Origin of the sequence: Microcella sp. (assembly GCF_040286215.1) — a bacterium.
Classification (GTDB): Bacteria; Actinomycetota; Actinomycetes; order Actinomycetales; family Microbacteriaceae; genus Microcella.
In genome coordinates, this window is the sequence record NZ_JAVKCK010000004.1 from 39,369 (window position 1) to 63,956 (window position 24,588).

Here is a 24,588-nt window from a genome sequence, read left to right on the forward strand (position 1 = left end):
GGCCTCCTTCGGGGTGCTGGGCACGCGGTCGTCGGCACTGATCCTGACGAGAGCCGGAGTCTGCGGCTCGCAGTTATCCACACGCCGTACCGCTCGCGCGGGTCGACGACGATAATCGACTCATGCCCGATGACCCGCTGAACCCGATCGGACGGTTCGTGACCCTCGCCGATGTGGCGGAGATCTTGAGCCTGTCCGCCGCGGAGGTGCTCGCGCTCGTGCGCTCGGGGGAGCTACCGGCGATTCGTCTCGGCTCCGTCGGTCAATGGCGGGTCGAGTCGAGCGTGCTCGAGGCTTTCATCGCTGACAAGTACGACGAGACCAAGCGTCTCGCCCTGTGGAACGAGGCGGAATTCGCCGACGTCGCCGAACTCTTCCCGGAGCAGAGGCGGGCCGGTCAGAGGCGCACGAGCAGCACCTGATCCAGCCGTACGATCCTCACCTGGGTCACCGCGATGGCACGACGCGGCGCGTCTCGGTCGTGCACGGCCAGGTCGAGGTGGTCGCGTCCGACGCGATCGATGGTGCCGTGCAGATCGCCGACCGCGGTGCGCACGGTGAGCGTGACGCGACGCCGGCACAGATCTCGCAACAAGAAGCTGAGCCCCAGCCGAGCCGAGAGGTCGTCGCGCGCCGGGGCGGGCGTGAGCGTGCGCTGAGCCTGATCGGTGTCGAGCGCGAGCGACTCGACAGCCCGCAGGGGAATGACGGCCTGGGTCGCGGTGCTGTCGGTGAGGTCACCCGCAAGCCAATCGCGGCCGAGCGAACGCAAGCGCACGCGGTGGAGCTCACCGTTCTGGGTGCGCACCGTGAGGATGCGACGCTCAGGCTCGCGCTCGCGCAGGACGACCGCCAGCCGATCGCGCAGCTCGAGCCGACCCAGTCGCAGGCGTTCCTCCTCCTGCTGCAGATCGACCTCTTCTGCGTGGAGCTCATGTTCGAGTTGCCCAGCAAGATCGTCAAAGAGGTGGTCCCAGCGCATGCGGTGACGGTAGCGATCGGCCCCGACGCTCGGTCATGGGTTTTCCACAGTTGCTGCGCGGGCCTGGACAATTGAGAATAAGTTCTGATTGGGTAGGGCTACCCCGATCAGGGGTGCATAGACCGGTCTGCTCACGAGCGCTCCCTCGCGTGCTGACCCGACCCCTCACCGGGAGAGGAGCCGACGGTGTCCACCGCCCTTCCGCTGCACGCGCACGCCCCCCGAGGTCGCTCTGCGGCCGCCCGCATCGCTCAGGAGGAGTTCTTCGACTACCAGCCGACAGCGTCGAGCGAGCTGCCCGACCCCCGGCCGCTGGTGGAGAACCTCACGCGCTGCGTCATAGAGATTCTCGCGGGCGCACGCGAGCTCGAGCAGATCGCACGATGGGTGACCGATGACGTGTACCGCACCCTTCTCACCCGCTCCATCATCAGCGCTCGCGCCCGTGCGGCACGTCGAGCGCCGACCCGCCGGCCCTCGTTCAGTCTCGGGGGCGTGCGCATCTGCGAGCCGCGGGACGGAGTCGTCGAAGCCGTCGTCATCGTGATGAACCGCGCGCGATGCCGCGCTGTGGCGATCAGGCTCGAGGGGCTCGATCGTCGCTGGCGCGCGAGCGCCATCCACGTGCTCTAGCGCTTCTTGCGCTTCTCCTGCGCGCGCCGCTGTGCCCGGTTGGCCGGCGCAGGACCGCCCGCGGCAGGCTTGCGCTGCTGGCCGAACGCACCCGTCGCGCCGACCTGCTGGGCCTGGCCGCCCTGAGACTGTCCACCCTGCGCCGCAGGGCGCCGTGCCGTGCCGCCGGAGCGCGAGGGCGCGGGTGCCGCAGCGCCCGCCTGCGCACCGGCGAACGTCGGGCTCACCTGCTGACCGCGCGCCACCTCGGCGGGGGCGTTTTGGATCTGCCCGCGCTGGTTGCGCACCTCCACCTCGCCGTCGGCGCTCGGCGCCGTGTAGCTGAGGTTCTGCGGCGTCTGCGGGGCGTTGAGCCCCTTCGCCGTCACCTGCGCCGTGCCGGAGCTGCCCGTCACCTCGACCTCGAGGTTGAACAGGAACCCGATCGCGTCCTCGCGGATCTGGCTCATCATGCTCTGGAAGAGCGCGAAGCCCTCGCGCTGGTACTCCACGAGCGGGTCGCGCTGCGCCATCGCGCGCAACCCGATGCCGTCCTTCAAGTAGTCCATCTCATACAGGTGGTCGCGCCAGCGACGATCGATCACGCTGAGCACAACGCGGCGCTCGAGCTCGCGCGTCGCCGAGCGGCCGAGAGACTCTTCGCGGCGCTCGTACGCGAGCCGGGCATCCGACACCAGCTCACGAATAAGGAAGCCGCTCGTGAGCTTCGCCCCCGCCTCGCTGATGACCTCGTCGATCGTCAGCGTGATCGGGTACAGCGTCTTCAGTTCCGTCCACAGCTGGTCGAAGTCCCAGTCGTCGGAGTGGCCGACGGCCGTGTGCGTCTCCACGATCTCCGTGATCGTCTGCTCCAGGAACACCTGCACGCGATCCTGCAGGTCGTCCCCTTCGAGGATGCGCCGGCGGTCGGTGTAGATGGCCTCGCGCTGACGGTTCAACACGTCGTCGTACTTGAGCACGTTCTTGCGAATCTCGGCATTGCGCGACTCGACCTGCGACTGCGCCGAGCGGATCGCTCGGCTCACCACCTTCGACTCAATGGCGAGGTCGTCAGGCACGTTCGAACGGCCCATGAGCGCCTCCGCGGCACCCGCATTGAACAGACGCATGAGGTCGTCCTGCAACGACAGGTAGAAGCGGCTCTCGCCGGGGTCGCCCTGGCGGCCCGAGCGGCCGCGCAACTGGTTGTCGATGCGGCGCGACTCGTGGCGCTCGGTACCGAGCACGTACAGACCGCCGACCTCGACGACCTTCGCAGCCTCCTCGGCGACCTGCGCCTGCACGCGCTCGAACACCGCGTCCCACTCGGCCTCGTACTCCTCAGGCGTGTCGATCGGCGACAGCCCGCGGTTGTTCATCTCACTGACCGCGAGGAACTCGGCGTTGCCGCCGAGCATGATGTCGGTGCCGCGACCGGCCATGTTCGTCGCGACCGTCACCGAGCCGACCCGGCCCGCCTGCGCGATGATCGCCGCCTCGCGCGAGTGGTTCTTCGCGTTCAGCACCTCGTGCTTCACACCCCGCTTCGCGAGCAGGCGCGAGAGCAGCTCGCTCTTCTCCACGCTCGTCGTGCCCACGAGCACCGGCTGGCCCTTGTCGTGGCGTTCCTGAATGTCGGCCGCGACCTGCTCGAACTTCGACTGCTCGTTCTTGTAGACAAGGTCGGGCTGGTCGATGCGCTTCATCGGCTTGTTGGTCGGAATCGCGACGACGCCGAGCTTGTAGGTGCTCATGAACTCGGCGGCCTCGGTCTCAGCCGTACCCGTCATGCCCGAGAGCTTCGAGTAGAGGCGGAAGTAGTTCTGCAGAGTGACGGTCGCGAGCGTCTGGTTCTCCGCCTTGATCGTCACCCCCTCCTTCGCCTCGATCGCCTGGTGGATGCCTTCGTTGTAGCGGCGACCGGCGAGGATGCGGCCCGTGTGCTCATCGACGATGAGCACCTCGCCGTTCATCACGACGTAGTCTTTGTCGCGCTTGAAGAGCGCCTGCGCCTTGATGGCGTTGTTGAGGAACGAGATGAGGGGGGTGTTCGCCGACTCGTAGAGGTTGTCGATGCCGAGGTAGTCCTCGACCTTCTCGATGCCCGGTTCGAGCACGCCCACGGTGCGCTTCTTCTCGTCCACCTCGAAATCGGTGCCGGCGATGAGACGCTGCGAGATGCGCGCGAACTCCGCATACCAGCGGTTCGCCTCCCCGCTCGCGGGGCCCGAGATGATGAGCGGCGTGCGCGCCTCGTCTATGAGGATCGAGTCGACCTCGTCGACGATCGCGAAGTAGTGGCCGCGCTGAACCATGTCAGCCACCTGACCGGCCATGTTGTCGCGCAGATAGTCAAAGCCGAACTCGTTGTTCGTGCCGTAGGTGATGTCGCACGCGTACTGCTCGCGGCGCACGGGCGGGGTCTGGCCAGAGAGGATGCAGCCGGTCGTCATGCCGAGAGCACGGTAGATGCGCCCCATGAGCTCGCTCTGGTAGCTCGCGAGGTAGTCGTTGACGGTGATGACGTGCACACCGCGCGAGGCGATCGCATTGAGGTAGGCCGCGAGGGTCGCCACGAGGGTCTTGCCCTCGCCGGTCTTCATCTCGGCGATGTTGCCGAGGTGCAACGCCGCGCCGCCCATGAGCTGCACGTCGAAATGCCGCAAGCCCAGAGTGCGCTTGGAGGCCTCGCGCACGGCCGCGAAAGCCTCGGGCAGGAGGTCGTCGAGCGATTCGCCGTTGCTGTAGCGCTCCCGCAGCTCGGCGGTCTCGTTCATGAGCTCGTCGTCGGTGAGGTCGCTGAAGTCGTCCTCGAGCTGGTTGATCGCGTCGGCGTACGACTTCAGTCGGCGCAGGAGGCGGCCCTCGCCGACCCGCAGAACACGCTCGAGAACATTCGCCACTTGGTCACTCCCCGTCGTCGGGCCGCGTATGCGCCTGGGTGGGGGCACCGCGAACACGCCGCAGGCCCGCGCGAGCGCGGCGCGCCCATGCTAGCAAGCGTTGGTCGCCGCCCGGTGCGAGCGCGAGCGCTGACACCGGGCGCATCCCACTCAGCCCCGTCGGCGCGCCTTCGCGGGCGTCTCGGCAGCGGGCTCGGTCTCCAGGCCGATGACGCCGTAGTTCCAGCCGGTGCGACGGTAGACGACGCTCGGCCGGTCGGTCTCGGCATCGATGAAGAGGAAGAAGTCGTGCCCGACCAGCTCCATGTGGTCCACGGCCTCGTCGACCGTCATCGACGTGGAGGGGAAGACCTTCGTACGGATCACGACGGGGCTGTACGCCTCGTCACCTTCGGCCGCAGCCTCCCCCGCCGTCGGGATCGCGCCCGTGGCGACCTTCTCGATCATCTCGGGGTCAGCGGGCGTGATGTCGACGACGCTGAAGCCGTCGGCCGTCGCCTCCCGCAGCGACACCGGGCGGTGCTTGCCGCGATGCACCTTCTTCTTGTCCTTCGCGCGACGCAGACGCTCCATGAGCTTGTCGATGACGATGTCGAAGGCGACGTACTTGTCACTGCCGGAAGCTTCGGCGCGCACGACGGGGCCGGGGCCGATGAGCGTCATCTCGACACGGTCATCGCCGACGTGACCGCCACGACCGGCCTTGTCATGATGCCGCGACACCTTGATCTCGAGAACCTGCGCGCGATCGGCGAGGTGCTCGACCTTCTCGGCCTTCTCGGTGGCGTAGTCGCGGAACCGGTCCGTGATTCCCATATTGCGTCCGGTGATGGTGATATCCACGTCGACCTCCCTCGAGTCGGTGCGCGCCGCCCGGGGTCAGGCGGTTGTCGCGCCTTCCATGACCTCACGCTAGTCCCCCGCTTCGCGGTTGTCATCGATTCCGCCGAGAGGGTCATCGGAGATTCTCCAGAGGATGCTCGACTCGCCCACCCGGCGGGGTGTCGCCGCGATCGCCGCGCATGCCACGACCTCGGCTCCCGCCGTGCTGAGCGCGTCAACCGCCGCGCGCAGCGTGGAGCCGCTCGTCACGACGTCATCGAGCAGAACCACCCGCGCGCCCCGCACCCGCGGGCTCACGCTCCAGCGCGAGGGGTCGATCTCGCGCCGGTGCGCGAGAGTGAGCCGCTTCTGCGCTCGCGCGCGGCCCCTCGCCGGGCGCAGAACGCGCGTGACCGGCAGCCCGGCGCGACGCGCGAGAAGCTCGGCCGGATGGTACCCGCGCCGAGCCGCACCGGACGCGCCACCGGGCACGGGGACGAGCAGCGGCGGCGCGCCCGGGGTGACTCCCGCGCACGCACTCTCGACGGCGGCGAGCACTGCTGGCCGCAGAGCACCGGCGAGCTCGGTGCGATCGCCTTCCTTGAGCGCGAGGATGACCCGGCGCGCCACGCCCTCGTAGAGCAGGGGCGAGACGAGCGGCACGGCTCCGACCGGCCCGTCGAGGGTTGCAGCCCGCGGCCGCGGCCTCAGGTCGCCAGCGCACGCCGGGCACAGCACGACATCGGGGGCGGAGCATCCCGCGCATTCGACCGGGGCGATGAGCGCCCAGGCCGCTGCGGTCGCTCCGGCCGCCGCCCTCACCAGCGCATCCATGCGACGAGCCTGACGGCGCGGGCGCTACGGTGGTGCGCCTGGCCGGGAGCGGTGGAGAGCCCCTACTGCTGCGTCGCCAGGAAGGAAGCGCGCACACCGGTGCTCTGCCAGCCGCTGCCGCGCGGTTCGAAGATGGCGCCGTTCTGCCCGAGCACGCGGATTCCCTCCACGCCGCTGTTGCCGCCGACGATCTGCACCGCTCCCGGGGGCAGCCCCAGCGAGCGCGAGCGTCCCCCCACCTCGTGCAGCTCCACGACGGTGCCGTCTTCCGTCACCGACACGCTCGCGACCCGCACTTCGTCGACCCACGTGGCATCGATCGCGCCGTCGCCCGAGATAGGCAGCTCGCGAAGCTCGCCGAGCCGCACCGGAACCCCCGTCGCCTCATCCCGCACGATCGAGGCGACCACGAGCCGCGGCCCGGTCGCGCCATCGAGCAGCAGCAGTGCGCGCGTATCGTCCCGCGAGATCTGCATGCTCACGATGCGCTGATCGTCGGGCAGCGCGGCGTCGACCTCGCGAGGAGTGCCATCGAGCTCGAACGCGAGCACGCCGCCCGCGCCGTCCGCGGCAACCGACCATACGAACTGATAGCCGTCGATGCCGGGCCCGACGAGCCCTGGCCGCGCATCCAGCAGGAGGTCGGGAGCGCTGCTCGTGCGAGCGAGCCACACGCCCTCTGGCCCGAGGAGCGCGGCGATCGTGCGCGAAGGGCCCAGAACGAGCCGCGTCGCCTCGCGCTGCTCGACCGAGTCGGCGAGCGAGCCAAGCGCCTCCACCTCGCCGGCGCCCGTGACGAAGCCGAAGCCGTCCTCCGTGAGGGCGAGAGTTCGAGCGTCGACCTGCGGTACGACCTCCGGAGCGCCCGCGGTGAAGTCGGGAATCGCGAGGACGTTCTGATCGACGGTCACCTGCACGCCGGCGACGCCGCTTACCGCTCTGAGGCTCGCCGCCAGCTGCAGCCGCAGCAGCTGCCGGGCGTCGTCGCTCAGCCCGAGCACTTCGTTCGTGAGGTCGACGCGCGCGACGCCGTCGACAACCTCTACGGGCGCCGCTGCGAGCTGAGTGCCTTCCGGCACCGCCGACACGGTCGCGTCCTGCAGCCAGCTCGTCGGCGACTCGAGCAGCGCGCGTACGATCCTGGTAGGCACCTCGGCCCGCGCGGGGAACCATCGAAGGTCGGGCACGAGATTGCGGAACGCGAGGTCGTAGTAGTAGAGCGTGTGCTGGCTGAACGCGTTGGGGAACGCCTGCTGCGAGATCAGGATGCCGTCGCCGAGCTCGGCGATGCGCCACTCCCCCTCCACCTGCACGAAGCCGAACGGCGGCAGGCTCTGCGCCGTCGCTGACTCGCTCGACGTGTAGCGGCCGACCGAGTCGACCGATGCCGTCACCGGCACGGTGTAGCTCAGGGTCGTGTCGTCGACCCGCACGACGGTGCCCTCGCGCGCGCGCACGAGCGTGCCGGCGTAGGGGTTCCAGGTCTCGGCGGTGTCGTCAGCGAGGTAGGAGCGGGCGATGCGGTAGTTGTCCTGCGAGGCCGTCGTCGCCGTGAGGAAACCGGAGAGGATCTCCTCCTGGCTCGCACCCTCGCTCGGCCCTGACGGCAGAAAGTCGAAGTTCGCGTCGACCCCCGTGTCGATCGGGCCACCCGCCTCGACCCCGCTCTCGAAGGGCACCGAGACGCAGCCCGCGAGCAAGATCGCCGGCAGGGCGAGGAGAGCGAGCGCGCGCCGACGGATGCTCCGCCCCCGTGTGCGCGTCGCGCTCATCGCTGCCCCTCCCCTGCTGCGCGCTCGCCCGGCGCGTCGTGCGGCAGAGGCGCGTCGTCGGGCCGCAGCGCGTCGTCGAGCGGCTCAGCCGGCGGCAGGTCGATCGGGGAGCGGCCGATGGCCTCGCCGCGACGACGGGGCAGGGTGAGCCGGAAGCACGTGCCCTCTCCTGGCCGTGACCAGACATCGAGCTGCCCGCCGTGCACGTGAGCGTCCTCCGTCGCGATCGCGAGCCCGAGACCCGTGCCGCCCGTCGTGCGCTGCCGGGAGGGGTCGGCGCGCCAGAACCGGTCGAAGACGCGCTCGAGCTGCATCTCGTCCATGCCGAGGCCGTAGTCGCGCACGGCGATCGCCACGGCGTCCGAGTCTGAGTCGACGTGCACGACGATCGGCTTGCCCTCGCCGTGGTCCACAGCGTTGCCGAGCAGGTTCTGCAGGATGCGCCGCACGCGCCGGGCATCCACATCGGCTTCGAAGTAGCCGCCGGGGGCGACCAGCCGAAGCTCGCTGCTGCGCTCGTCGGCGAGCGGGCCGATGCTCTCGAGCGATTCCTCGACGAGCCGCACGAGGTTCGTCGGCTCGACGTCGAGCTCCACCGCGCCGGCGTCGTAGCGGCTCATCTCGAGAAGGTCGGCGAGCATCACCTCAAAACGGTCCACCTGCGTGTGCAGCAGCTCAGCGGTGCGCGCCGTCGTCGGGGTGAACTGGTCGCGCTGGTCGTACAGCACGTCGCCCGCGAGACGGATCGTCGTGAGCGGGGTGCGCAGCTCGTGGCTCACGTCGCTCACGAACCGCTGCTGCACGCGCGAGAGGTCGGCGAGCTGCGTGATCTGCCGCTGCAGACTGTCGGCCATGCGGTTGAAGGAGCGCGCGAGGGTCGCGATGACGTCCTCCCCCCGCTCGGGGATGCGCTGATCGAGCTGCCCGTCGGCGAGACGCTCGGCGGTCTCGGCCGCGAGGCGCACCGGGCCGATCGCGAGACGCACGACGAAGTAGGTGACGAGGCCGATCGTGCCGATCAGCAGCAGCGAGCCGATCACCAGCGTCTGCTGCACGAAGTCGAGGGTCTCCTGCACGTCCCGCACGTTGTAGACGAGGTAGAGCTCGTACTGCCCTGCCGTCGGCACCTCGAGGGCGCTGCCCACGACGATGCCGGGGTCCATGCGCTCCTCCTGGGGAATCGACACCGCCTGCGAGTACAGCACCCCGTCGTCGTCGGCGACCTGGTCGCGCAGCTCATCCGAGATGACGCTGAGGTCCAGCCCCGTGCTGAACCGCGCCGTCATCGTCTGCTGCGTCACCTGGCCTGGGGTACGCAGAATCGCGAGCTGGCTGCCTCCGGGGCTCGCGGTGACGTTGCTGATCGCCAGCTGCGCCGCCTGGTTGGCCGCTTCCACGTCGATCGTGCCCGTCTGCGTCACCGAGCTGTCGAAGAGCTGCTGCGCGCTCGCCGTGGCCTGCCGGGCCTCGGCGAGCACCTGCTGCTTGCGTGCCTCGTAGAGGTTCGTCGCGATGCTGAGGGACATGTAGCCGCTGATCAGGGTGACGCCCGCTGCCGTGAAGAGCACCGTGATGGCGACCGTGCGCAGTTGCAGCGAGGTGCGCCACAGGCGCCGCAGCCGGCCGACCGTGCTGCGCCAGCCGTACGGCACCGGCGCGGGCATCACTCGGGTCACGGCGAGGTCGTCGCCCCGGCCCGATAGCCCACACCGCGCACCGTCATGACGATCGCCGGGTTGTCAGGGTCGAGCTCGACCTTCGCGCGCAGCCGTTGCACGTGCACGTTGACGAGGCGCGTATCGGCCTTGTAGTGGTAGCCCCAGACCTGCTCGAGCAGCATCTCGCGCGTGAAAACCTGGTTCGGCTTGAGGGCGAGGGCGAGCAGCAGGTCGAACTCGAGGGGGGTGAGCGAGATCTGCTGGGCCTCGCGCGTCACCTCGTGACCCGTGACGTTGATGAGCAGGTCGCCGATGCGCAGCGTCTCCACCGAGCTGTCGGGCGTCGGGCGCAGGCGGGTGCGGATGCGCGCCACGAGCTCCTTCGGATTGAACGGCTTGACCACGTAGTCGTCGGCCCCGCTCTCCAACCCGTCGACGATGTCAGAGGCATCGCTTTTCGCGGTCAGCATGATGATCGGCGTACCGCTCGTTTCGCGGATGCGGGCGCACACAGCGATGCCGTCGAGACCCGGCAGCATGAGGTCGAGCAGCACCAGATCGGGCTTCAGCTCGGCAAAGGCGTCGAGAGCCGCCTCCCCGTCGTACGAGAAGTGCGTCTCGAAGCCTTCGGCCCCCAGAACGATGCCGATCATCTCGGCCAGGGCCGTGTCATCGTCGACGACGAGGATGCGCGCGGTCATCAAGCCTCCGCTCTGTCGGCACCGTCACCGGCAAGATTCGACCTTTAGTCGCTCCAGCCTAGACGAGTGTGACACCATACGTTCGATACGCAGACAGAGCGCGGCGCGAAGGACGACACGGTGACCAACGACTCTCCCTGGCAGTCCCCGGGCTGGCAACCCGACGGCAACAACGGCGCTGACGGCGGCGGCGCTTCGGGCGTGTCGCCCGGCGGCTACGCACCGACCCCTGGTCAGCCCGCCGCCGGGTGGACCCCCCCGCCCAAGCCGGGGCTCATCCCGTTGCGACCGTTGGACTTCGGCACCATCCTCGGGGGCACCTTTCAGGTGCTGCGCCGCAACCCGCGCCCCACGTTCGGCGCGGCCCTGCTGATCAACGCCCTCGTCGTCATCGTCACCTTCGGCCTGAGCTTCGCGGTGAGCTTCTGGGCCGTTGACCGAGAACTGCGGGCTTCCGCCGACGACCTCGAAGCGGTTAGCGCCGGCACGATCGGGCTCATCATCGTGAGCGGCATCATCGCCGTCGCCGTCTCCCTCGTCGCCCAAGCCGTTCTGCAAGGCGTCATCGTGCTCGAGGTGTCGAGGGGCACCCTTGGCGAGAAGCTCAGCCTGCGCGCCCTCCTCGCCCGCGGGCGGGGGCGCTGGTGGGCGCTCATCGGCTGGACGGCGCTGCTCTCCCTCGCGCTCGTCATCGCCCTCACCGTGCTCGTGCTGCTCATCGCCGGCATGGCTGTCGGGGCAGGCCCTGCCGGCCCCTTCCTCGCCGTGGGCCTCGGCATCTTCGGGGGGCTCGGTTTCGTCGTTCTCGCGGCGTGGCTGTGGATCAAGCTGGCGTTCGTCCCCACCGCGATTATGCTCGAGCGTCTCCCCCTCGGCGCGGCGATCAGCCGCGGGTGGACCCTCGTCGTCGGCCACTTCTGGCGCACCCTCGGCATTCTGCTGCTCGTCACCGTCATGGTGCAGATCGCCTCGGGCGTCGTCTCCTTCCCCTTCCAGCTCGCCGCCGGGTTCGGCGGCGTGCTGGTCAACCCGGCCGGTGACCCCACGGGCAGCATCGCGCTCATCATCGGCTCGAACGTGCTCCTCATTGCCGTCACCGTCGTCATCGGCGCGATCGGTGCTGTGCTGCTGTCGAGCGCCACCGCGCTGCTCTACATCGACATCCGCATGCGCAAGGAAGGCCTCGACCTCGACCTTCAGCGCGTCGTCGAAGAGCGCGCGGCCGGCCTCAACCCCCACGATCCGTACGAGACGGACACGCAGCGCGAACAGCCTCACGGCACGTGACGCGGCTCCTCGCCCACGCGCGCGTGCCACGGGGACGCGCGCCCCTGGAGCCCGATGCACCGGATGCCCGCGACCTGCTGCTCGAGGAGCTGAGCGACCCCGCCTACGCCGAGACGCAGCCCACGTGGTTCGACCTGCTCTCGCAGGCGGTGCTCGACTGGTTCGGCTCGTGGCAGCTTGTCGGCGGTGGCGGCCCGCCCGCGCTCGCGCTGGTCGTCATCGCCGTGCTGCTCGCAGCGGGCATCCTCATCGCGATCCTGCTCTACGGTCTGCCCCGCTGGCGCCGCCGCAGCACCGTCGCCGTCGAGCTGTTCGGCGAGACCGACCGGCGTACGGCTCGAGAGCTTCGACGAGACGCCGAGAAGGCGGCGAGCGGCGGAGACTGGGCCACTGCCATCGCCGAGCGCTACCGCGCGACAGCCCGCGCCCTCGACGAGCGCACGATCGTGAGCGTGTTGCCTGGCACCACGGGGCACGGCTTTGCCCGCGCCGCCGCGGCCCGCTATCCCGAGCTGCGTACTCTGCTCGAGACCGCCGCGGATCGTTTCGACGATGTGCGGTACCTCGGTCAGGAGGGCGACGCCGCCGGCTACGCCCACGTGCGCGACCTCGACGAGCGGCTCGAGCGCAGCCCAGCGCCGCTGGCCCGGGCAACCGCGAACACGAGCGGAAGCGCGGGCGGCGGCACCGTCGACCCGGGGGCGGTGCCCCGATGAGCCTCACCGCCCCCTCCACCGCGGCCTCCCTCCCCGATTCGCTCGCCACCGTCGTCACCACCCCCACGGTCCGGCGCGTCGTGCGACGCTCCCTCTACTGGGGTGTCGCCATCGCCGGGCTTCTGAGCTTCGGCATCCTCATGGTCGTGCTGAACGGCTCAGGCCGCGAGCTCGCCCGCTGGGGCGCCGACGAGGCCGCCCCCGTTGGCTCGCGCGCCGTACTGGAGGTACTGCGCGCTGAAGGCATCGACGTCACCGCGGTCGGTACCCTCGCCGATGCACGACGCGCGCTCGCAGGCGACAGCCCAGCCACTCTCGCCGTCGGCGACCCGCGTCTGCTGCTCGACGCCGACCGCTGGGGCGAGCTCGCCGGGCTCGCCGAGCACCTCGTGCTGCTCGAGCCCCCGCTGTTCGGCCTCGACGCGCTCGGGCTCGATGCGATACCCGGCGACCAGCTCGACGAGCGCGCCGAGGCCGACTGCGACCTGCCGCTCGCGCAGCGCGCCGGCGCCGTGGACGCCTCTGGCGTCGGCTACACGAGCACGGCGGGGCTCGAGTGCTTCACGAGCGACGCCGGTGCCGCACTCGTGCAGTACGGCACCGGCGCGACGGATGGTGCGGTGACCGTGCTCGGCGCGGGCGGCGCCGTGCAGAACGACCAGATCACCCAGGCCGGCAATGCCGCGCTCGCGCTGGGGCTGCTGGGCGAGCATCCGAGACTGGTCTGGTATCTGCCCACCCCCGCCGACCTAGCGAGCCCCTCCCTCGACGAGCTCACCCCCGGCTGGGTGAACCCCGTCGCCTGGCTGCTGCTCGCCACCGGGCTCGCCGCCGCCGTCTGGCGCGGACGCCGACTCGGCCCCGTCGTCGTCGAGCAGCTGCCCGTCACCGTGCGCACGACCGAGACGATGGAGGGCCGCGCGCGCCTCTACGCGCGCGACGGCGCCCGACTGCGAGCACTCGACGCGCTACGCGTCGGCACCCTGCGCCGCCTCGCCGAAGGGCTCGCCCTCGGGCGTGCCTCCGGTGTCGACGACATCGTGAACGCCGTCGCCGCCATTACCGGCCGTGCCCCGGATGCCCTGCGCCGCCTGCTCGTCGACCGCGAGCCCGACAGCGACCGTGCGCTCGTCGCCCTCAGCGACCAGCTTCTCGAGCTGGAGCGCGACGTCCAGCAGCGCGTCGGCCTCGACGAGTCGGCAGACGCGCCCGACCCCACCGCCGACCCGTCCCGAACCCAGCCGACGACCGGAAGAATGGACCCATGACCGCAGACCCCCGCCGCACATCCGACCTCCGCAGTCGCTTCGCACAGGTGCGCACCGAAGTCGGCAAGGCCGTCGTCGGGCAGGACGGCGCCGTGAGCGGCCTCATCGTCGCCCTGCTCACCGGCGGCCACGTGCTGCTCGAGGGCGTACCCGGAGTCGCCAAGACGCTTCTCGTGCGCTCGCTCAGTGCGGCTCTCGATCTCCGCACCACACGCGTGCAATTCACCCCCGACCTCATGCCCGGAGACGTCACCGGGTCGGTCGTCTACGACGCGAAGGCGGGCGACTTCGAGTTTCGCCCAGGGCCCGTGTTCACCAACATCCTGCTCGCCGACGAGATCAACCGCACGCCCCCCAAGACGCAGTCAGCCCTCCTCGAAGCGATGGAGGAACGGCAGGTCACCGTCGACGGCGAAACCCACCAGCTGCCGCATCCCTTCCTCGTGGCCGCCACCCAGAATCCCGTCGAGTACGAAGGCACCTACACGCTGCCTGAGGCGCAACTCGACCGGTTCCTGCTCAAGCTCGTGCTCGACCTGCCTGCCCGTGACGCCGAAGTGGAGGTCATGCAGCGCCACGCCGACGGCTTCAACCCGCGCGACCTCGCCGCCGCGGGCGTCACCGGAGTCGTCGACGCCGACGCCATCACCGCGGCGCGCGCCTCCGTCGCCGAGGTTCGCTCCTCCGCCGAGCTTCTCGGCTACATCGTCGACCTCGCGCGCGCCACACGCCAGAGCCCCTCGGTAAAGCTCGGCGTGAGCCCGCGCGGCACCACCGCGCTCCTCGCCGCGGCGAAGGCCTGGGCCTGGTTGCAGGAGGCCGAGGCGATCACGCCGGACCACGTGCAGGCCATGCTGCTTCCCGTGTGGCGGCACCGCATCGCCCTGCGGCCCGAAGCCGAGCTCGAAGGGGTCTCTGCCGACACGATCCTGCGCTCGATCGTGCAGCAGGTGCAGGTGCCGCTGTAGCCATGGCCGTCACCGGCTGGTTCGTCCTGCTCGTCGCCGCCGGCGTCGTGCCCGTCGTGGTGCTCGTCGACACTCCACTCGGCGCGGTCGGCGCGGTCGGGCTCTGGTTGCTTGCCTGCGTGGTGCTCGCGGCGCTCGACCTCGCGCTGGCCGCTTCGCCTCGCGCGGCCCGCCTGGAGCGGGATTCCCCAGGCAGCGTGCGCCTCACCGAGAGCGCCAGCGCCACCCTGCTCGTCTCGAACCCCGGTCGGCGCACGCTACGCGGCATCATCCGCGACGCGTGGGAGCCCTCCGCCGGGGCGCGACCGCGACGGCAGCCCCTGCGCGTCCCGCCCGGCGAGCGGCGCGCGGTCATCACGACTCTCACGCCCTGGCGTCGCGGAGAGCGTCGTGCCGATCTCGCCACGATCCGTGCACTCGGCCCGTTGCGCCTCGCCGGGCGCCAGGCGAGCATCCGCGTGCCGGGCACCATCACCGTGCTGCCCGAATTCGCCTCCCGCAAGCACCTGCCCTCGCGGCTCGCGAAGCTGCGCGAGCTCGACGGACGCACCGTGGTCATGGTGCGCGGCCAGGGCACCGAGTTCGACTCGCTGCGCGAGTACGTGCGGGGCGACGACGTGCGCTCCATCGACTGGCGCGCGACAGCACGGCGCTCGGGCGGCCCCGGGCCGAGCGGCGGGCCCGCCCAGACCCTCATGGTGCGCACATGGCGCCCCGAGCGCGACCGGCACGTCGTCATGATCGTCGACTCGGGGCGCACCTCCGCCGCGCGCATTGCCGACGAGACCCGCATCGACACAGCCTTCGAGTCGGCACTGCTGCTCAGCGCCCTCGCCGACCGCGCTGGCGACCGGGTCGACGTCGCCGTATTCGACCGCCGCGTGCGCGGCCGCGTCCAAGGGGCGCGAGGCGCCGAACTGCTGACCAGGCTCGTCGAGACGATGGCGCCCATCGACCCCGAGCTGCTCGAGACCGACTGGTCGGCTGTACCGTCGCTCGTGCGATCGATGACCTCGCAACGCGCACTCGTCGTGCTCGCCACGCCGCTCGAGTCGCCCGGCGCGACCCGCGCACTGCTCGCCATGCTGCCCCAGCTGACCGCGAAGCACCTCGTCGTCGTCGCCTCCGTGACCGACCCCGCGCTGCTCGACGCGGCCGCGGACCGCTCGGATCGGGCATCCGTGTACCGCGCCGCGGCCGCCGAACGGGCGTTGCTCGATGCCGAACGCGTCGGAGCCGCCGTCCGCCGACTCGGTGGCGACGTCGTCGCGGCCGCCCCGCTCGACCTGCCGCCGGCCCTCGCCGACCGCTACCTCGCGTACAAGGCCGCCGGGCGCCTGTGAGCATTCACGCGGCCACTCAGGGTGCGGCCACGACCACCTGGCGTTGCACCCCGAGGCCCTCGATACCGAGCTCGACCACGTCCCCCACCGACAGGTACGGGAATCGGCCCGAGATGCCGACACCCTGAGGGGTCCCGGTGTTGATGACATCGCCAGGCTCCAGCACCATGTACTGCGAGAGGTGCCACACGAGGAAGTCGATCGTGAACACCATGTCAGCCGTCGTGGAGTCTTGACGCGGCTCGCCGTTGACCGTCGACCACAGCCGGAGGTTCTGCGGGTTCGAGAGGTCCTGCGCGGTCACCAGCTCCGGGCCGAGCGGGTTGAAGGTCTCCGCGACTTTGCCCTTGGACCACTGCCCCCCGGAGTCTTCGACCTGCCAGGTGCGCTCCGAAACGTCGTGGCTCACCACGTACCCCGCGATGTGGGCCGAGGAGTCGTCCGGCGTCGCGAGGTAGCGCGCGCGGCGCCCGATCACGACCCCGAGCTCCACCTCCCAGTCGAGCTTCGTGGAGTTCGGAGGGAGGTGCACGTTGTCGTAGGGCCCCACCACCGTGTTCGGATGCTTGAAGAACATGATCGGAACACGGGGAGGACTGTCACCTGACTCTGCAGCATGAGCCGCATAGTTCTGGCCGATGCAGATCACAGCCTGCGGCCGTACGATCGGCGGGCCGACCCGCAGATCGGCAGAGTTTGCCAGCAGCTCGAGCGAACCGCGCTCCAGGGCGTCCGCGGCGCGCGCGGCTCCGTCTCCGCCCAGGAATCCGCCGTCGATGTCCTCGGTGACCGGCGTGAGGTCGAAGACCCGGCTCTCAGCGTCGACGACGACAGGGATCTCCTGGCCCGCGGGGCCCAGTCTGCGAAATCTCACGATGTCTCCTCTCCCCGGGCTGCCCCGGGCTCGTTGAATGCGACCAGCACCTTCCCCGCCGGGCCGTGCCCCTCGGCAAGCTGGGTGAACATCGCCGGTGCCTCATGAGGCGAGATAACCGCGCTGATCAGATGCTCGATACCGAGCCCCGGCTGCTCGATCCAGCGCGACGCCTCGCGAAAGGCGTCGGCCGAGTAGGTGAAGGTGCCCACGATCGTGCGCTCGGCCGTGCTCACCGAGAAAGCATCAAGGTCCACATGCGGTGCGCCCATGCCGACGAGGCACACAGTGCCGCCCAGCGAAACCGCGGCGAGGCAGTTCGCGAGCGTGGCCGACACGCCCACAGCGTCGAACGCGACGTCCGCCGGAGCCCCGAAGGCCGCCACCACGCCGTCGTACACCGCCGAATCGGCAGCGAGCGGGTCCACGGCAATGGCCCCCAGGAGTGCAACGAGGTCGCGCCGGGCCGGGTCAGGCTCGCTCACGACGATCTGCTCGACTCCTGTCATGCGCAACGCGATCACCAGCGATTGCCCGATGGGCCCGCCGCCGGCGACGAGAACCCGCTGGGCGGCGACCACACTCGACCGACGCACCGCGTGCGCTGCGACCGCGAGAGGCTCGACGAGCGCACCTGAGCCTCTCGGGGCCTCCGGGTGGATCGGCACGACGTTCCGCGCAGGAACGACGACGAGATCCGCGAAGGCTGCCGGCAGGTCGGCGCGAACCCCGATCACATGCTTGCGAGGGCAATGCTGCTCGCGCCCGTCGAAAGCCTCAGCATCCTCGACCGGCACGACCACGGGGTTGAACGTCACACGCTGGCCGTGCGGGAACAGCTCAGGGCTGACCCCTGCCCCGAGGGCGGCAATGGTGCCCTCGGACTCGTGCCCCATCACCTGGCCGGGGAAGCGCCGGCCGTTCTCCCCCGTGAACCCATGGACGTCCGATCCGCAGATACCGGTGTGGCTGACCGCGATCTGCACCTCGTCCTCACCTATGGCAGCATGGGGAACCTGCTCGACAGCCATGGTTCCGAACTCACGCAGTACGAGCGCCGTCATGGTGGTCATGCGTTTCCTTTCGCCTTGCTTCTGGGAATTCTGCTCCTCGGGACCAGAATCACCGGCGGATCCACCCGCCGTCGTGGACGAGCAGTTCTGAGACCGCATCCTCGTTGACGGTGACTCCGAGACCGGGGCCAGCGGGTGCGCTCAGGCACCCTCCGACAGCGACAGGGTTGCCGTCGAACAGCCTCCAAAACAACTCGTTTCCGGTGTCAGGCTGAACATCCGGAAAGTACTCGACGATGGGGCACACATGAGCCCCCTGCGAGAACGTGATGGCGAGATTGTGCGCCTCGTTCGAGTGCGGGACGAGGGGCAGCCCGGAGACCTCGGCGAGCGCCGCGATCTTGCGCCCCTCGGTAACGCCCCCCGCTCGATTCATATCGGGCTGCACGATGTCGGACGCTCCAGCATCGATGATCTCGGCGAAGTCCCATTTGGTGTAGCTGTGCTCGCCGAAAGACCAGCGCTGCCAGGGCACGCGCCGCCGGAGCTCCGCGTAGCCCGCGGTGTCATGAGGCATGAGCGGCTCTTCAATCCAGGAGAGGCGATACTCGCGAAGGCGCTCCGCCATCTCCGCGGCGTACGCGCGATCCCATCCCATGTAGGCGTCCGCTGCCAGTTCGACGAGGTCGCCGACGGCCTCACGGACAGTCCGAATCAGGTCGATGTTGCGCTGGATACCCTCGCGGCCGTCAGCGGGACCGAACCCGAAGCGCTGCTTGAGTCTCGTGAATCCTTGCGCGATGTAACCGCGAGCCTCGTCGGCCAGTGCCTCCAGGTCCTCAAGCGCGTACAAGCGCGACACGTAGCACGGGACGGAGGATTGTGCAGGGCCACCGAGCAGATCGATGACCGACCGACCATCCGTGATGCCGTGCGCGTCCCATGCGGCCAGGTCGATCGCCGACAAGCCCGACACCGCGGGCCCACGACGACCAAAACGTACCGTTGTTCGGTACATTCGCTGCCACAGCAGCTCGTGCTGTCGCACAGACTGCCCCAGCACGACGTCGACAAGATAGTCATCGATGATCTGCTGCGCGGCTCCATTGAAGGCGCCGGCGGTGGCGGCGCCACGAGCTCCGCCTCGAGTCTCCACTTCGACGAGTGTGCAAAAGGCAGGACCCATCCAACCGCCAGGCTTGGAGTCAAAGTCGTCGAACAGTGACGTGTTGGTCACAAGATTGCGTCGAAGGGTCGACGGAGCCTGTGAGTAGCCGATGATCCTCGATCGAACCGCCACAATCTCGTCAGATCGCATGGAGCTCATGATGGCCTCCCCAGCCGACGAAGCAAGATGTGCTCCAACCAGTCAACCTGGTGATCGGTCAGCGGACGACCGGGGCGACGCACGTGGGCTGACGCGATCACCCCTGACGTGGCCAGCAGATACTTCTGGACGGCCACAAAGACGTCTAGTGACGACATCTGGAATGCCAGCAAAGGCAGAATCCGCTCGAATTCTGTCCAGGCCTGATCAGACCCGCCGTGCGCTTTGCTCCAGAGTTGGACCATGTCAGCGATAGTGCCTGCGCCGTACATCACGCCGCAGATGCCTGCCTCCACGTCCTCAAGAATGTGGAGCGCGCCGTAGCCCCCGACACAGGTAAAGCCCGCTGCCGATAGTGCCGTGATGGTGGCGTACTGAGGCGGATTCTCGACCTTGACGTGCGTAACGTTGGGCGCGACATCCCGCACGCGCTGCAGCAGGTCCAGAGGCAGAGGGACTCCCGTCCAGGTCGGTGCATCCTGCACGATGACCGGCGCCCCGGCGGCAGCGGAGGCGACTTCCCTGTAGTACTCGATGACAGAACCCTGATCCGGCTTGACGAAGCTCGGCGGCAGCGTCATCACGGCGGCCACGCCAGCGGCGCAGTACTCGGCCGTGCGCGCCACGGCAGTCTCGACACTGTTGCTCTCGGAACCCGCGATCACCGGCACCCTGCCCGCGACCTGCGAGAGCACGACGGACAGGATGCGGGTCCTCTCCGCGTCGCTGAGCTTGTACAGCTCGCTCGCCAAGCCGAAGCACACCAGACCGGTGGACCCCTCGGCGATGGCGTGGTCGACGAGAGAGACGAGTGAGTCGACGTCCACCGCGCCGTCGTCGTCGAAGGGCGTCGGCAGGACGGTCATGACGCCCGAGATGCCGTCTGTCGGCACGCCGCGCGGCGGTGTCATCTCGTCTCCCTCCGAGGCACGACCAGGGAAGCGATAGTTGGTCGGCAACTTGGTCCCTATGCTTGACAACTTATCATAGAAGATATGAAACTACAGTTGGAGGCACTCCCGGCGACCGCACGGGGCCTGACAACGCAGTGAAGCGAATGAGGCAGAACATGAAGATCGTGTCAGTAGACATGCGCGTGACACCCATGTCGGGGTCATGGCTGACCGAGAAGGTCATCGCCAACCCCATGTCGCCGTTCCCCGAGTACGCAGAGCGCCGCAGCTCCTGGTACGGCACGATGACCTCTGGCCTGGTCTCGATCACCGTCGAGGACGGCACTGTCGGCCACGGCTTCGTGGGCGGAGGGCGCGCGAATGCCGGGGCCACTCTGATCGATGACCAGTTCCGCAGCCTGCTCGTCGGCAAAGACTGCTTCTCGACCGAGGCGCTGTTCGACCACTTGACGCGTGCCAGTGCGTTCTACGGACACGGCGGCATTCCCATGGCCGTGATCAGCGGAATCGACATCGCCCTCTGGGATCTGAAGGGGAAGCTCCTCGAACGACCCGTCTACGACCTGCTGGGGGGCAAGGGCACGCCTCATCTCTCGCCCTATCTCACGTCATGGAACCCCCACGCTATCGAGGAGTTCGGCATCCACGATGTGAAGATCGCGGTTCCGTACGGTCCAGCGCACGGCGAGGCGGGGATGCGCGCCAACGAGGCCGTCGTCGCGGAGGCCCGCGAGCTCATCGGAGACGACGGTTTCATCGCCCTCGATTGCTATATGGCGTGGAGCGCTCCCTACGCGCGCGAGATGATGCGCCGACTCGAGAGCTATCAGATCGCCTGGATCGAAGAGCCCGTCATGCCGGAGGACATCGAGGGGTACCGACGCGTCGGCGAGGTCGTCAACTGCCGCGTCAGCGGAGGCGAGCACTCCTTCACTCTTCCTCAGTTCGAGCGCCTCATCACCGAAGGACGCATCGATCTGGTGCAGCCCGACATCTACCGGGCCGGGGGGATCACCGGACTCCGGAGGATCGCCTCCCTCGCGCGTGCGCACAATGTCGACCTGATCTGCCACGGAGTGGGCTCGCCGACCTATCACTTCCTGATCTCCAACGGTCCGGTTCTCTCCCCGCGATGCGAGTACCTCGACATCTATGACGGCGGAAGCGCCATCTGGGTGCTGAGCGATGATCCCCGACCGGCAGATGGTCAACTCGTTCTCAGCGACGCGCCTGGCTTCGGCTACGACATCAACCCCGACGCCTTCCTCGACGGAGCGACCGTGGCCCCGATCTGGTAGCGCTCCACACTCTCTCGATCTCTGACACAACCAACGATGAAGGTGACGACATGACACACGAATCCACGACGGGCATTGGCGTAATCGGCACAGGGTGGTGGGCTACTCAGTTCCACATCCCGGCCATCCTCAGCAGCAGAGGCGGCCACCTGGCCGGTATCGCTGACCAGAATCATGACAGGCTCCTCGCGGCATCGACGGCCTTCGAGCCACGACTCGCGACAACCGATCACCGGGATCTCCTGGAAGACGACGACGTGACGGGCGTTGTGATCGCCACCCCGCACTCATCGCACTTCGGTCTCGCCAAGGACGCGCTCACGGCCGGCAAGCATGTCCTGGTCGAGAAACCGCTCACCCTCCACGGAGAGGAGGCGCGGGAGCTTCAGGAGCTCGCGCGCGCGCAGGATCGTGCCCTCCTGGTCGGGCACACCTACCAGCACACCCGCCATGCCAAGAGGGCCCGCGAGGTGGTCCGCAGCGGCGCCATCGGCGAGGTGACCTTCGTCTCCGCGCTGTTCGCCTCCATGGTGACGGCGTACTACCAGGGCAACCCCGATGAGTATCGGGCGGTGTTCAATTTTCCCGTCAATGGGCCGTCCCCCGATACCTACTCGAATCCCGCCCTCAGCGGCGGGGGACAGGCCTGGACCCAGATGACGCACCTCATGGACATGGTTTTCTGGGTGACGGGCCTCAGCGGCGATCGAGTCTTCGCACGAATGGAGAATCGAGATCTGGATGTCGACCTCATCGACTCCATGAGCTTCATCCTCAGCAACGGTGCGATCGGCACCGCTGGGTCCACCGGTCAGCTGCAAGCCGGGCAGGGCCAGCAGCAGGAGCTGCGCTACTACGGCACCGAAGGGTACGTGCTGCAGGAACTCATCAACGGCACGCTGACGATCGTGCTCAACGACGGCAGCGTCGAGGAGGTTCCTGACGCCGGGCCCGACGAGATCTATCCGACGGGCGGGCCGGTTCAGTCACTTATCGACGTATGCTCGGGGGGTGCGTTCGGGCCGGAGACCGCCGATTCGTCGATCGCAACGGTCGAGTTCCTCGAGGCTGCCTACCGTTCATCGTCGTCCGGTCGAGACGAGAGGATCGGCTCCTCGAACGCGTGACGACGTGCGTGCGGCAGAGCCTTGAGGAGAGAAGGTGACCGTGGCTGAGGAGAAGGACGGACTCCGGCGCGAGTCCTTGGTGGAGCAACTGGCGGAGCGACTGCTGGATCTGATCATCGAGCAGCGCTGGGATGAAGGAGCGTCGCTCCCGAGCACCGCGGAGCTCTCCTCGCGATTCGGTGTCAGCGTCATCGTCGTCCGGGAAGCGATCGCCATACTCGTCGGCCGCGGCATCGTCCGCCGCCAGCAAGGCCGAGAGCCGCTCATCCGGCGCCCGGGCTCCGAAGTGCTCGAATCGCTCTTTCGCGTTCGCGCGTCGCAGGACGGCATCTCCGCAGTCGAGATACAGCAGTGCCGCTCTTCGCTCGAGCTGCAGGCTGCCGCTCTCGCCGCGACCTCCGCGGATTCCGGTCGCCGCCGGGCCGTTCTGGAGCCACTGATCGACGCCATGGCGAAAGCCGAGGGGGTCGATCAGCTCACCGCTGCAGACCAGGCGTTTCACGAGGGAATCATCGAGCTCTCGGGAAACCGGGCACTCGGTCTCATCATCGGGGCTGTGCGATCAGCCGTGCTCAATGGGGTCGATGAGAACTGGCATCGCTGGTTCGAGGTTCACACGGACGGCTCGCCGGGCCCGGCGATCGCGCGTCACCAGGCGATCGCCGACGCCATCATCGATGGGGACCGCGAGAAGGCGATCAGAGCCATGGCTGATCACTTTCTGGAGTGGGAGGAGTACGTCGATTTCGGGCAGGTGAGCGTGCTGGGCACTCCATCGCGTGATCTGATCGGATTCTCGAAGTCCCCCTGAACCGTCAACCCTCGCCGATCGTGATCAGGTCGAGATCGAGATGACGACACACCTCGGCCAGGTCCCGCGTGACGTCCGCGTTCGTGGCGCACGCATGGTGGCCGGCGCCAGCCCGCACCCAGTCTCGCCAGCCCGAGGCCGCCGGAGACCCCGCGAACCGGAACGACGCTGACATCGTCCCGACGTCCTCCGTGGGTCGATCCGTGAACTCTCCTCGCGCGACGACGACCGTGAGCCGCCCGCCGAGGACCGCGACCGCGACGACACTCGCTGGCCCCGGCGCGACCTGGAAGCGGACGATCGGAGTGGGGTTGGCCCCGGGAAACCATGGGTTGGCCACGACGCGAGCGGCAGAGAGCGGGGCGAAACGATTATCGTGCTCGCCCGAGTTCGCCAGAACGACGTCGTTCGTGGTCTCGTCGATCGCCTCCATCTCGTGATACATCGTCGGGTGCCCCAGTGCGGTGACGAGGAGCATGGCCAAGGAAGTGTTGAGATCACCGGTGCAGGTGAAGGGGCACCCCCGACTAGTCTCTCGGCCCAGCGCGAAGCACGGCGCAACACCTCCGCCCCGTGCTCCCGTCCGGAGGCTCGGCACATGGCAGTTGAGAGTTCCCGCTCGCGCCTCGCTGCTGTCGACCGCGCATCGCAGCGCGTGGGCGTAGCGCAACGCGGATTCCTCCCCTTCCGCCGTCGTCGCCTCACGCAGGCTGACGCCCAACTCGGCTCTCAGAGCGGCCAACTCTCGCTCGCTCACGTGCTCAGCATCCGAGGCGATGTCCTCGGGAGTGCGGGTCACCAGCGTCATACCTAGCCGAGAGATCTCGCCTTCGGGAGGCATGACGAAGTCGTAGCCGTCGAGGGGTTCTCCGACGACAAGGATCCGGCAGCCGCGAATCGACGCGGCCGCAGCCGCGCAGCGCAGCGCATCATGCACCTGGGGCGACGCCGCGTCGCCCAGCACCACGTCATGCCGGATGCCCGCCTGCGACAACGACGCCGCGACCATCGATGCGCCCACCGTCGCACCGCGCACGGTGATCGACTGGTGAGTGAACGGCTCGGGAAGCCGGGGGAATGCGTGATGGGCCCAGACCAGCACGACGCAGTCTTTTCGTTCGGCCAGGAAGGCGCGAAGAGCGGCGGGGGGCGACGCCATCGTGACGGCAACCACGACGAGATCGACGGGAGCCAGCTCCGGTTCGAGGCCCTCGGCAGCAACGCTCCAGACGACGTTACCGTAGCCGGTGAGCACCTCCGCCGACCGGTGCAAGAGCTCGCTGTGTACCGCTCTAGGGTCGCCGTCGACCACCCCTTCCCAAAAACTCCAGTACGGGGAAACAAGCCCGATTCTAGGC

The 24,588-nt window shown here is 68.8% G+C and carries 22 protein-coding genes; 10 read left to right on the forward strand and 12 right to left on the reverse strand.

What is annotated here, in order from left to right; translation table 11 throughout:
- Positions 1-122: 122 nt before the first annotated feature.
- On the forward strand, positions 123-422 hold the full coding sequence (locus tag RJQ01_RS01325; RefSeq protein WP_350474894.1) for a helix-turn-helix domain-containing protein: 300 nt from the start codon (positions 123-125) through the stop codon (positions 420-422).
- Here the strand turns inward: RJQ01_RS01325 and RJQ01_RS01330 are convergent.
- Positions 398-982 (reverse strand): hypothetical protein, encoded by a 585-nt coding sequence (locus RJQ01_RS01330; RefSeq protein ID WP_350474895.1) that lies wholly within the window; start codon positions 980-982, stop codon positions 398-400. The genes RJQ01_RS01325 and RJQ01_RS01330 overlap by 25 nt on opposite strands.
- Positions 983-1,168: 186 nt before the next feature.
- Between RJQ01_RS01330 and RJQ01_RS01335 the strand changes: the two genes are divergently transcribed.
- Positions 1,169-1,615, forward strand: a complete 447-nt coding sequence (locus tag RJQ01_RS01335; RefSeq protein WP_350474896.1) for an Rv3235 family protein — start codon at positions 1,169-1,171, stop codon at positions 1,613-1,615.
- Here the strand turns inward: RJQ01_RS01335 and secA are convergent.
- From secA to mtrA, 6 genes are all read right to left on the reverse strand, one after another.
- The gene (gene secA / locus RJQ01_RS01340; protein WP_350474897.1) at positions 1,612-4,497 is read right to left on the reverse strand and encodes a preprotein translocase subunit SecA; all 2,886 of its coding nucleotides are present in this window, start codon (positions 4,495-4,497) and stop codon (positions 1,612-1,614) included. The two genes, RJQ01_RS01335 and secA, sit on opposite strands and share 4 nt — an antisense overlap.
- A 150-nt stretch (positions 4,498-4,647) precedes the next feature.
- Entirely contained in the window at positions 4,648-5,340 is a 693-nt protein-coding gene (gene hpf, locus RJQ01_RS01345) for a ribosome hibernation-promoting factor, HPF/YfiA family (protein WP_350474898.1), read from the reverse strand.
- A 69-nt stretch (positions 5,341-5,409) separates the two neighbouring features.
- Positions 5,410-6,153 carry a ComF family protein gene (locus tag RJQ01_RS01350; protein ID WP_350474899.1) on the reverse strand — a complete coding sequence of 248 codons (744 nt, stop codon included), beginning with the start codon at positions 6,151-6,153 and terminating at the stop codon, positions 5,410-5,412.
- 62 nt (positions 6,154-6,215) lie between these two features.
- Positions 6,216-7,925: an LpqB family beta-propeller domain-containing protein gene (locus RJQ01_RS01355; protein ID WP_350474900.1), complete on the reverse strand. Its 1,710-nt coding sequence runs from the start codon at positions 7,923-7,925 to the stop codon at positions 6,216-6,218.
- Entirely contained in the window at positions 7,922-9,589 is a 1,668-nt protein-coding gene (gene mtrB / locus RJQ01_RS01360) for an MtrAB system histidine kinase MtrB (RefSeq protein WP_502885210.1), read from the reverse strand. The genes RJQ01_RS01355 and mtrB overlap by 4 nt, the downstream gene beginning before the upstream one ends.
- An 8-nt stretch (positions 9,590-9,597) precedes the next feature.
- Positions 9,598-10,284: an MtrAB system response regulator MtrA gene (gene mtrA, locus RJQ01_RS01365; RefSeq protein WP_350474902.1), complete on the reverse strand. Its 687-nt coding sequence runs from the start codon at positions 10,282-10,284 to the stop codon at positions 9,598-9,600.
- Between the two features lie 120 nt (positions 10,285-10,404).
- Between mtrA and RJQ01_RS01370 the strand changes: the two genes are divergently transcribed.
- Genes RJQ01_RS01370 through RJQ01_RS01390 form a run of 5 tightly spaced genes read left to right on the forward strand, consistent with a single transcriptional unit; the run spans position 10,405 to position 15,866 of the window.
- Positions 10,405-11,571 (forward strand): hypothetical protein, encoded by a 1,167-nt coding sequence (locus RJQ01_RS01370; RefSeq protein WP_350474903.1) that lies wholly within the window; start codon positions 10,405-10,407, stop codon positions 11,569-11,571.
- Complete coding sequence (locus RJQ01_RS01375) at positions 11,568-12,287, forward strand: DUF4129 domain-containing protein (protein WP_350474904.1); 720 nt, start codon at positions 11,568-11,570, stop codon at positions 12,285-12,287. The genes RJQ01_RS01370 and RJQ01_RS01375 overlap by 4 nt, the downstream gene beginning before the upstream one ends.
- A complete protein-coding gene (locus RJQ01_RS01380) occupies positions 12,284-13,555 on the forward strand; it encodes a DUF4350 domain-containing protein (protein WP_350474905.1) in 1,272 nt (423 codons plus the stop codon). The genes RJQ01_RS01375 and RJQ01_RS01380 overlap by 4 nt, the downstream gene beginning before the upstream one ends.
- Complete coding sequence (locus tag RJQ01_RS01385; protein WP_350474906.1) at positions 13,552-14,523, forward strand: AAA family ATPase; 972 nt, start codon at positions 13,552-13,554, stop codon at positions 14,521-14,523. The genes RJQ01_RS01380 and RJQ01_RS01385 overlap by 4 nt, the downstream gene beginning before the upstream one ends.
- Positions 14,524-14,525: 2 nt before the next feature.
- Positions 14,526-15,866 (forward strand): DUF58 domain-containing protein, encoded by a 1,341-nt coding sequence (locus tag RJQ01_RS01390; RefSeq protein ID WP_350474907.1) that lies wholly within the window; start codon positions 14,526-14,528, stop codon positions 15,864-15,866.
- Between the two features lie 16 nt (positions 15,867-15,882).
- Here the strand turns inward: RJQ01_RS01390 and RJQ01_RS01395 are convergent, their stop codons facing one another.
- Genes RJQ01_RS01395 through RJQ01_RS01410 form a run of 4 tightly spaced genes read right to left on the reverse strand, consistent with a single transcriptional unit; the run spans position 15,883 to position 19,991 of the window.
- On the reverse strand, positions 15,883-16,740 hold the full coding sequence (locus RJQ01_RS01395) for a fumarylacetoacetate hydrolase family protein (RefSeq protein WP_350474908.1): 858 nt from the start codon (positions 16,738-16,740) through the stop codon (positions 15,883-15,885).
- The gene (locus RJQ01_RS01400) at positions 16,737-17,813 is read right to left on the reverse strand and encodes a zinc-dependent alcohol dehydrogenase (protein WP_350474909.1); all 1,077 of its coding nucleotides are present in this window, start codon (positions 17,811-17,813) and stop codon (positions 16,737-16,739) included. The genes RJQ01_RS01395 and RJQ01_RS01400 overlap by 4 nt, the downstream gene beginning before the upstream one ends.
- Before the next feature lie 49 nt (positions 17,814-17,862).
- The gene (locus RJQ01_RS01405; protein WP_350474910.1) at positions 17,863-19,080 is read right to left on the reverse strand and encodes an enolase C-terminal domain-like protein; all 1,218 of its coding nucleotides are present in this window, start codon (positions 19,078-19,080) and stop codon (positions 17,863-17,865) included.
- Positions 19,077-19,991 carry a dihydrodipicolinate synthase family protein gene (locus RJQ01_RS01410; protein ID WP_350474911.1) on the reverse strand — a complete coding sequence of 305 codons (915 nt, stop codon included), beginning with the start codon at positions 19,989-19,991 and terminating at the stop codon, positions 19,077-19,079. Before RJQ01_RS01410 ends, RJQ01_RS01405 begins: the two co-directional genes overlap by 4 nt.
- A 158-nt stretch (positions 19,992-20,149) precedes the next feature.
- Here RJQ01_RS01410 and RJQ01_RS01415 point away from each other — a divergent pair, with 158 nt between their 5' ends.
- Genes RJQ01_RS01415 through RJQ01_RS01425 form a run of 3 tightly spaced genes read left to right on the forward strand, consistent with a single transcriptional unit; the run spans position 20,150 to position 23,230 of the window.
- Entirely contained in the window at positions 20,150-21,292 is a 1,143-nt protein-coding gene (locus RJQ01_RS01415) for an enolase C-terminal domain-like protein (protein WP_350474912.1), read from the forward strand.
- Positions 21,293-21,342: 50 nt separating this feature from the next.
- Positions 21,343-22,419 carry a Gfo/Idh/MocA family protein gene (locus RJQ01_RS01420; RefSeq protein WP_350474913.1) on the forward strand — a complete coding sequence of 359 codons (1,077 nt, stop codon included), beginning with the start codon at positions 21,343-21,345 and terminating at the stop codon, positions 22,417-22,419.
- A 40-nt stretch (positions 22,420-22,459) separates the two neighbouring features.
- Entirely contained in the window at positions 22,460-23,230 is a 771-nt protein-coding gene (locus tag RJQ01_RS01425; RefSeq protein WP_350474914.1) for a FadR/GntR family transcriptional regulator, read from the forward strand.
- 4 nt (positions 23,231-23,234) lie between these two features.
- On the opposite strand, the gene RJQ01_RS01430 is transcribed toward RJQ01_RS01425, so the two are convergent.
- Complete coding sequence (locus RJQ01_RS01430; protein WP_350474915.1) at positions 23,235-24,503, reverse strand: hypothetical protein; 1,269 nt, start codon at positions 24,501-24,503, stop codon at positions 23,235-23,237.
- Between the last annotated feature and the right edge of the window lie 85 nt (positions 24,504-24,588).

Coding starts and splice junctions, on each gene's coding strand:
- RJQ01_RS01330 (WP_350474895.1), bottom strand. CDS start 982: ATGCGCTGGGACCACCTCTTTGACGATCTTGCTGGGCAACTCGAACAT.
- RJQ01_RS01390 (WP_350474907.1), top strand. CDS start 14,526: ATGGCCGTCACCGGCTGGTTCGTCCTGCTCGTCGCCGCCGGCGTCGTG.
- mtrB (WP_502885210.1), bottom strand. CDS start 9,589: ATGCCCGCGCCGGTGCCGTACGGCTGGCGCAGCACGGTCGGCCGGCTG.
- RJQ01_RS01400 (WP_350474909.1), bottom strand. CDS start 17,813: ATGACCACCATGACGGCGCTCGTACTGCGTGAGTTCGGAACCATGGCT.
- RJQ01_RS01325 (WP_350474894.1), top strand. CDS start 123: ATGCCCGATGACCCGCTGAACCCGATCGGACGGTTCGTGACCCTCGCC.
- RJQ01_RS01350 (WP_350474899.1), bottom strand. CDS start 6,153: ATGGATGCGCTGGTGAGGGCGGCGGCCGGAGCGACCGCAGCGGCCTGG.
- RJQ01_RS01415 (WP_350474912.1), top strand. CDS start 20,150: ATGAAGATCGTGTCAGTAGACATGCGCGTGACACCCATGTCGGGGTCA.
- RJQ01_RS01385 (WP_350474906.1), top strand. CDS start 13,552: ATGACCGCAGACCCCCGCCGCACATCCGACCTCCGCAGTCGCTTCGCA.
- RJQ01_RS01410 (WP_350474911.1), bottom strand. CDS start 19,991: ATGACACCGCCGCGCGGCGTGCCGACAGACGGCATCTCGGGCGTCATG.
- RJQ01_RS01355 (WP_350474900.1), bottom strand. CDS start 7,925: ATGAGCGCGACGCGCACACGGGGGCGGAGCATCCGTCGGCGCGCGCTC.
- mtrA (WP_350474902.1), bottom strand. CDS start 10,284: ATGACCGCGCGCATCCTCGTCGTCGACGATGACACGGCCCTGGCCGAG.
- RJQ01_RS01405 (WP_350474910.1), bottom strand. CDS start 19,080: ATGAGCTCCATGCGATCTGACGAGATTGTGGCGGTTCGATCGAGGATC.
- RJQ01_RS01380 (WP_350474905.1), top strand. CDS start 12,284: ATGAGCCTCACCGCCCCCTCCACCGCGGCCTCCCTCCCCGATTCGCTC.
- RJQ01_RS01420 (WP_350474913.1), top strand. CDS start 21,343: ATGACACACGAATCCACGACGGGCATTGGCGTAATCGGCACAGGGTGG.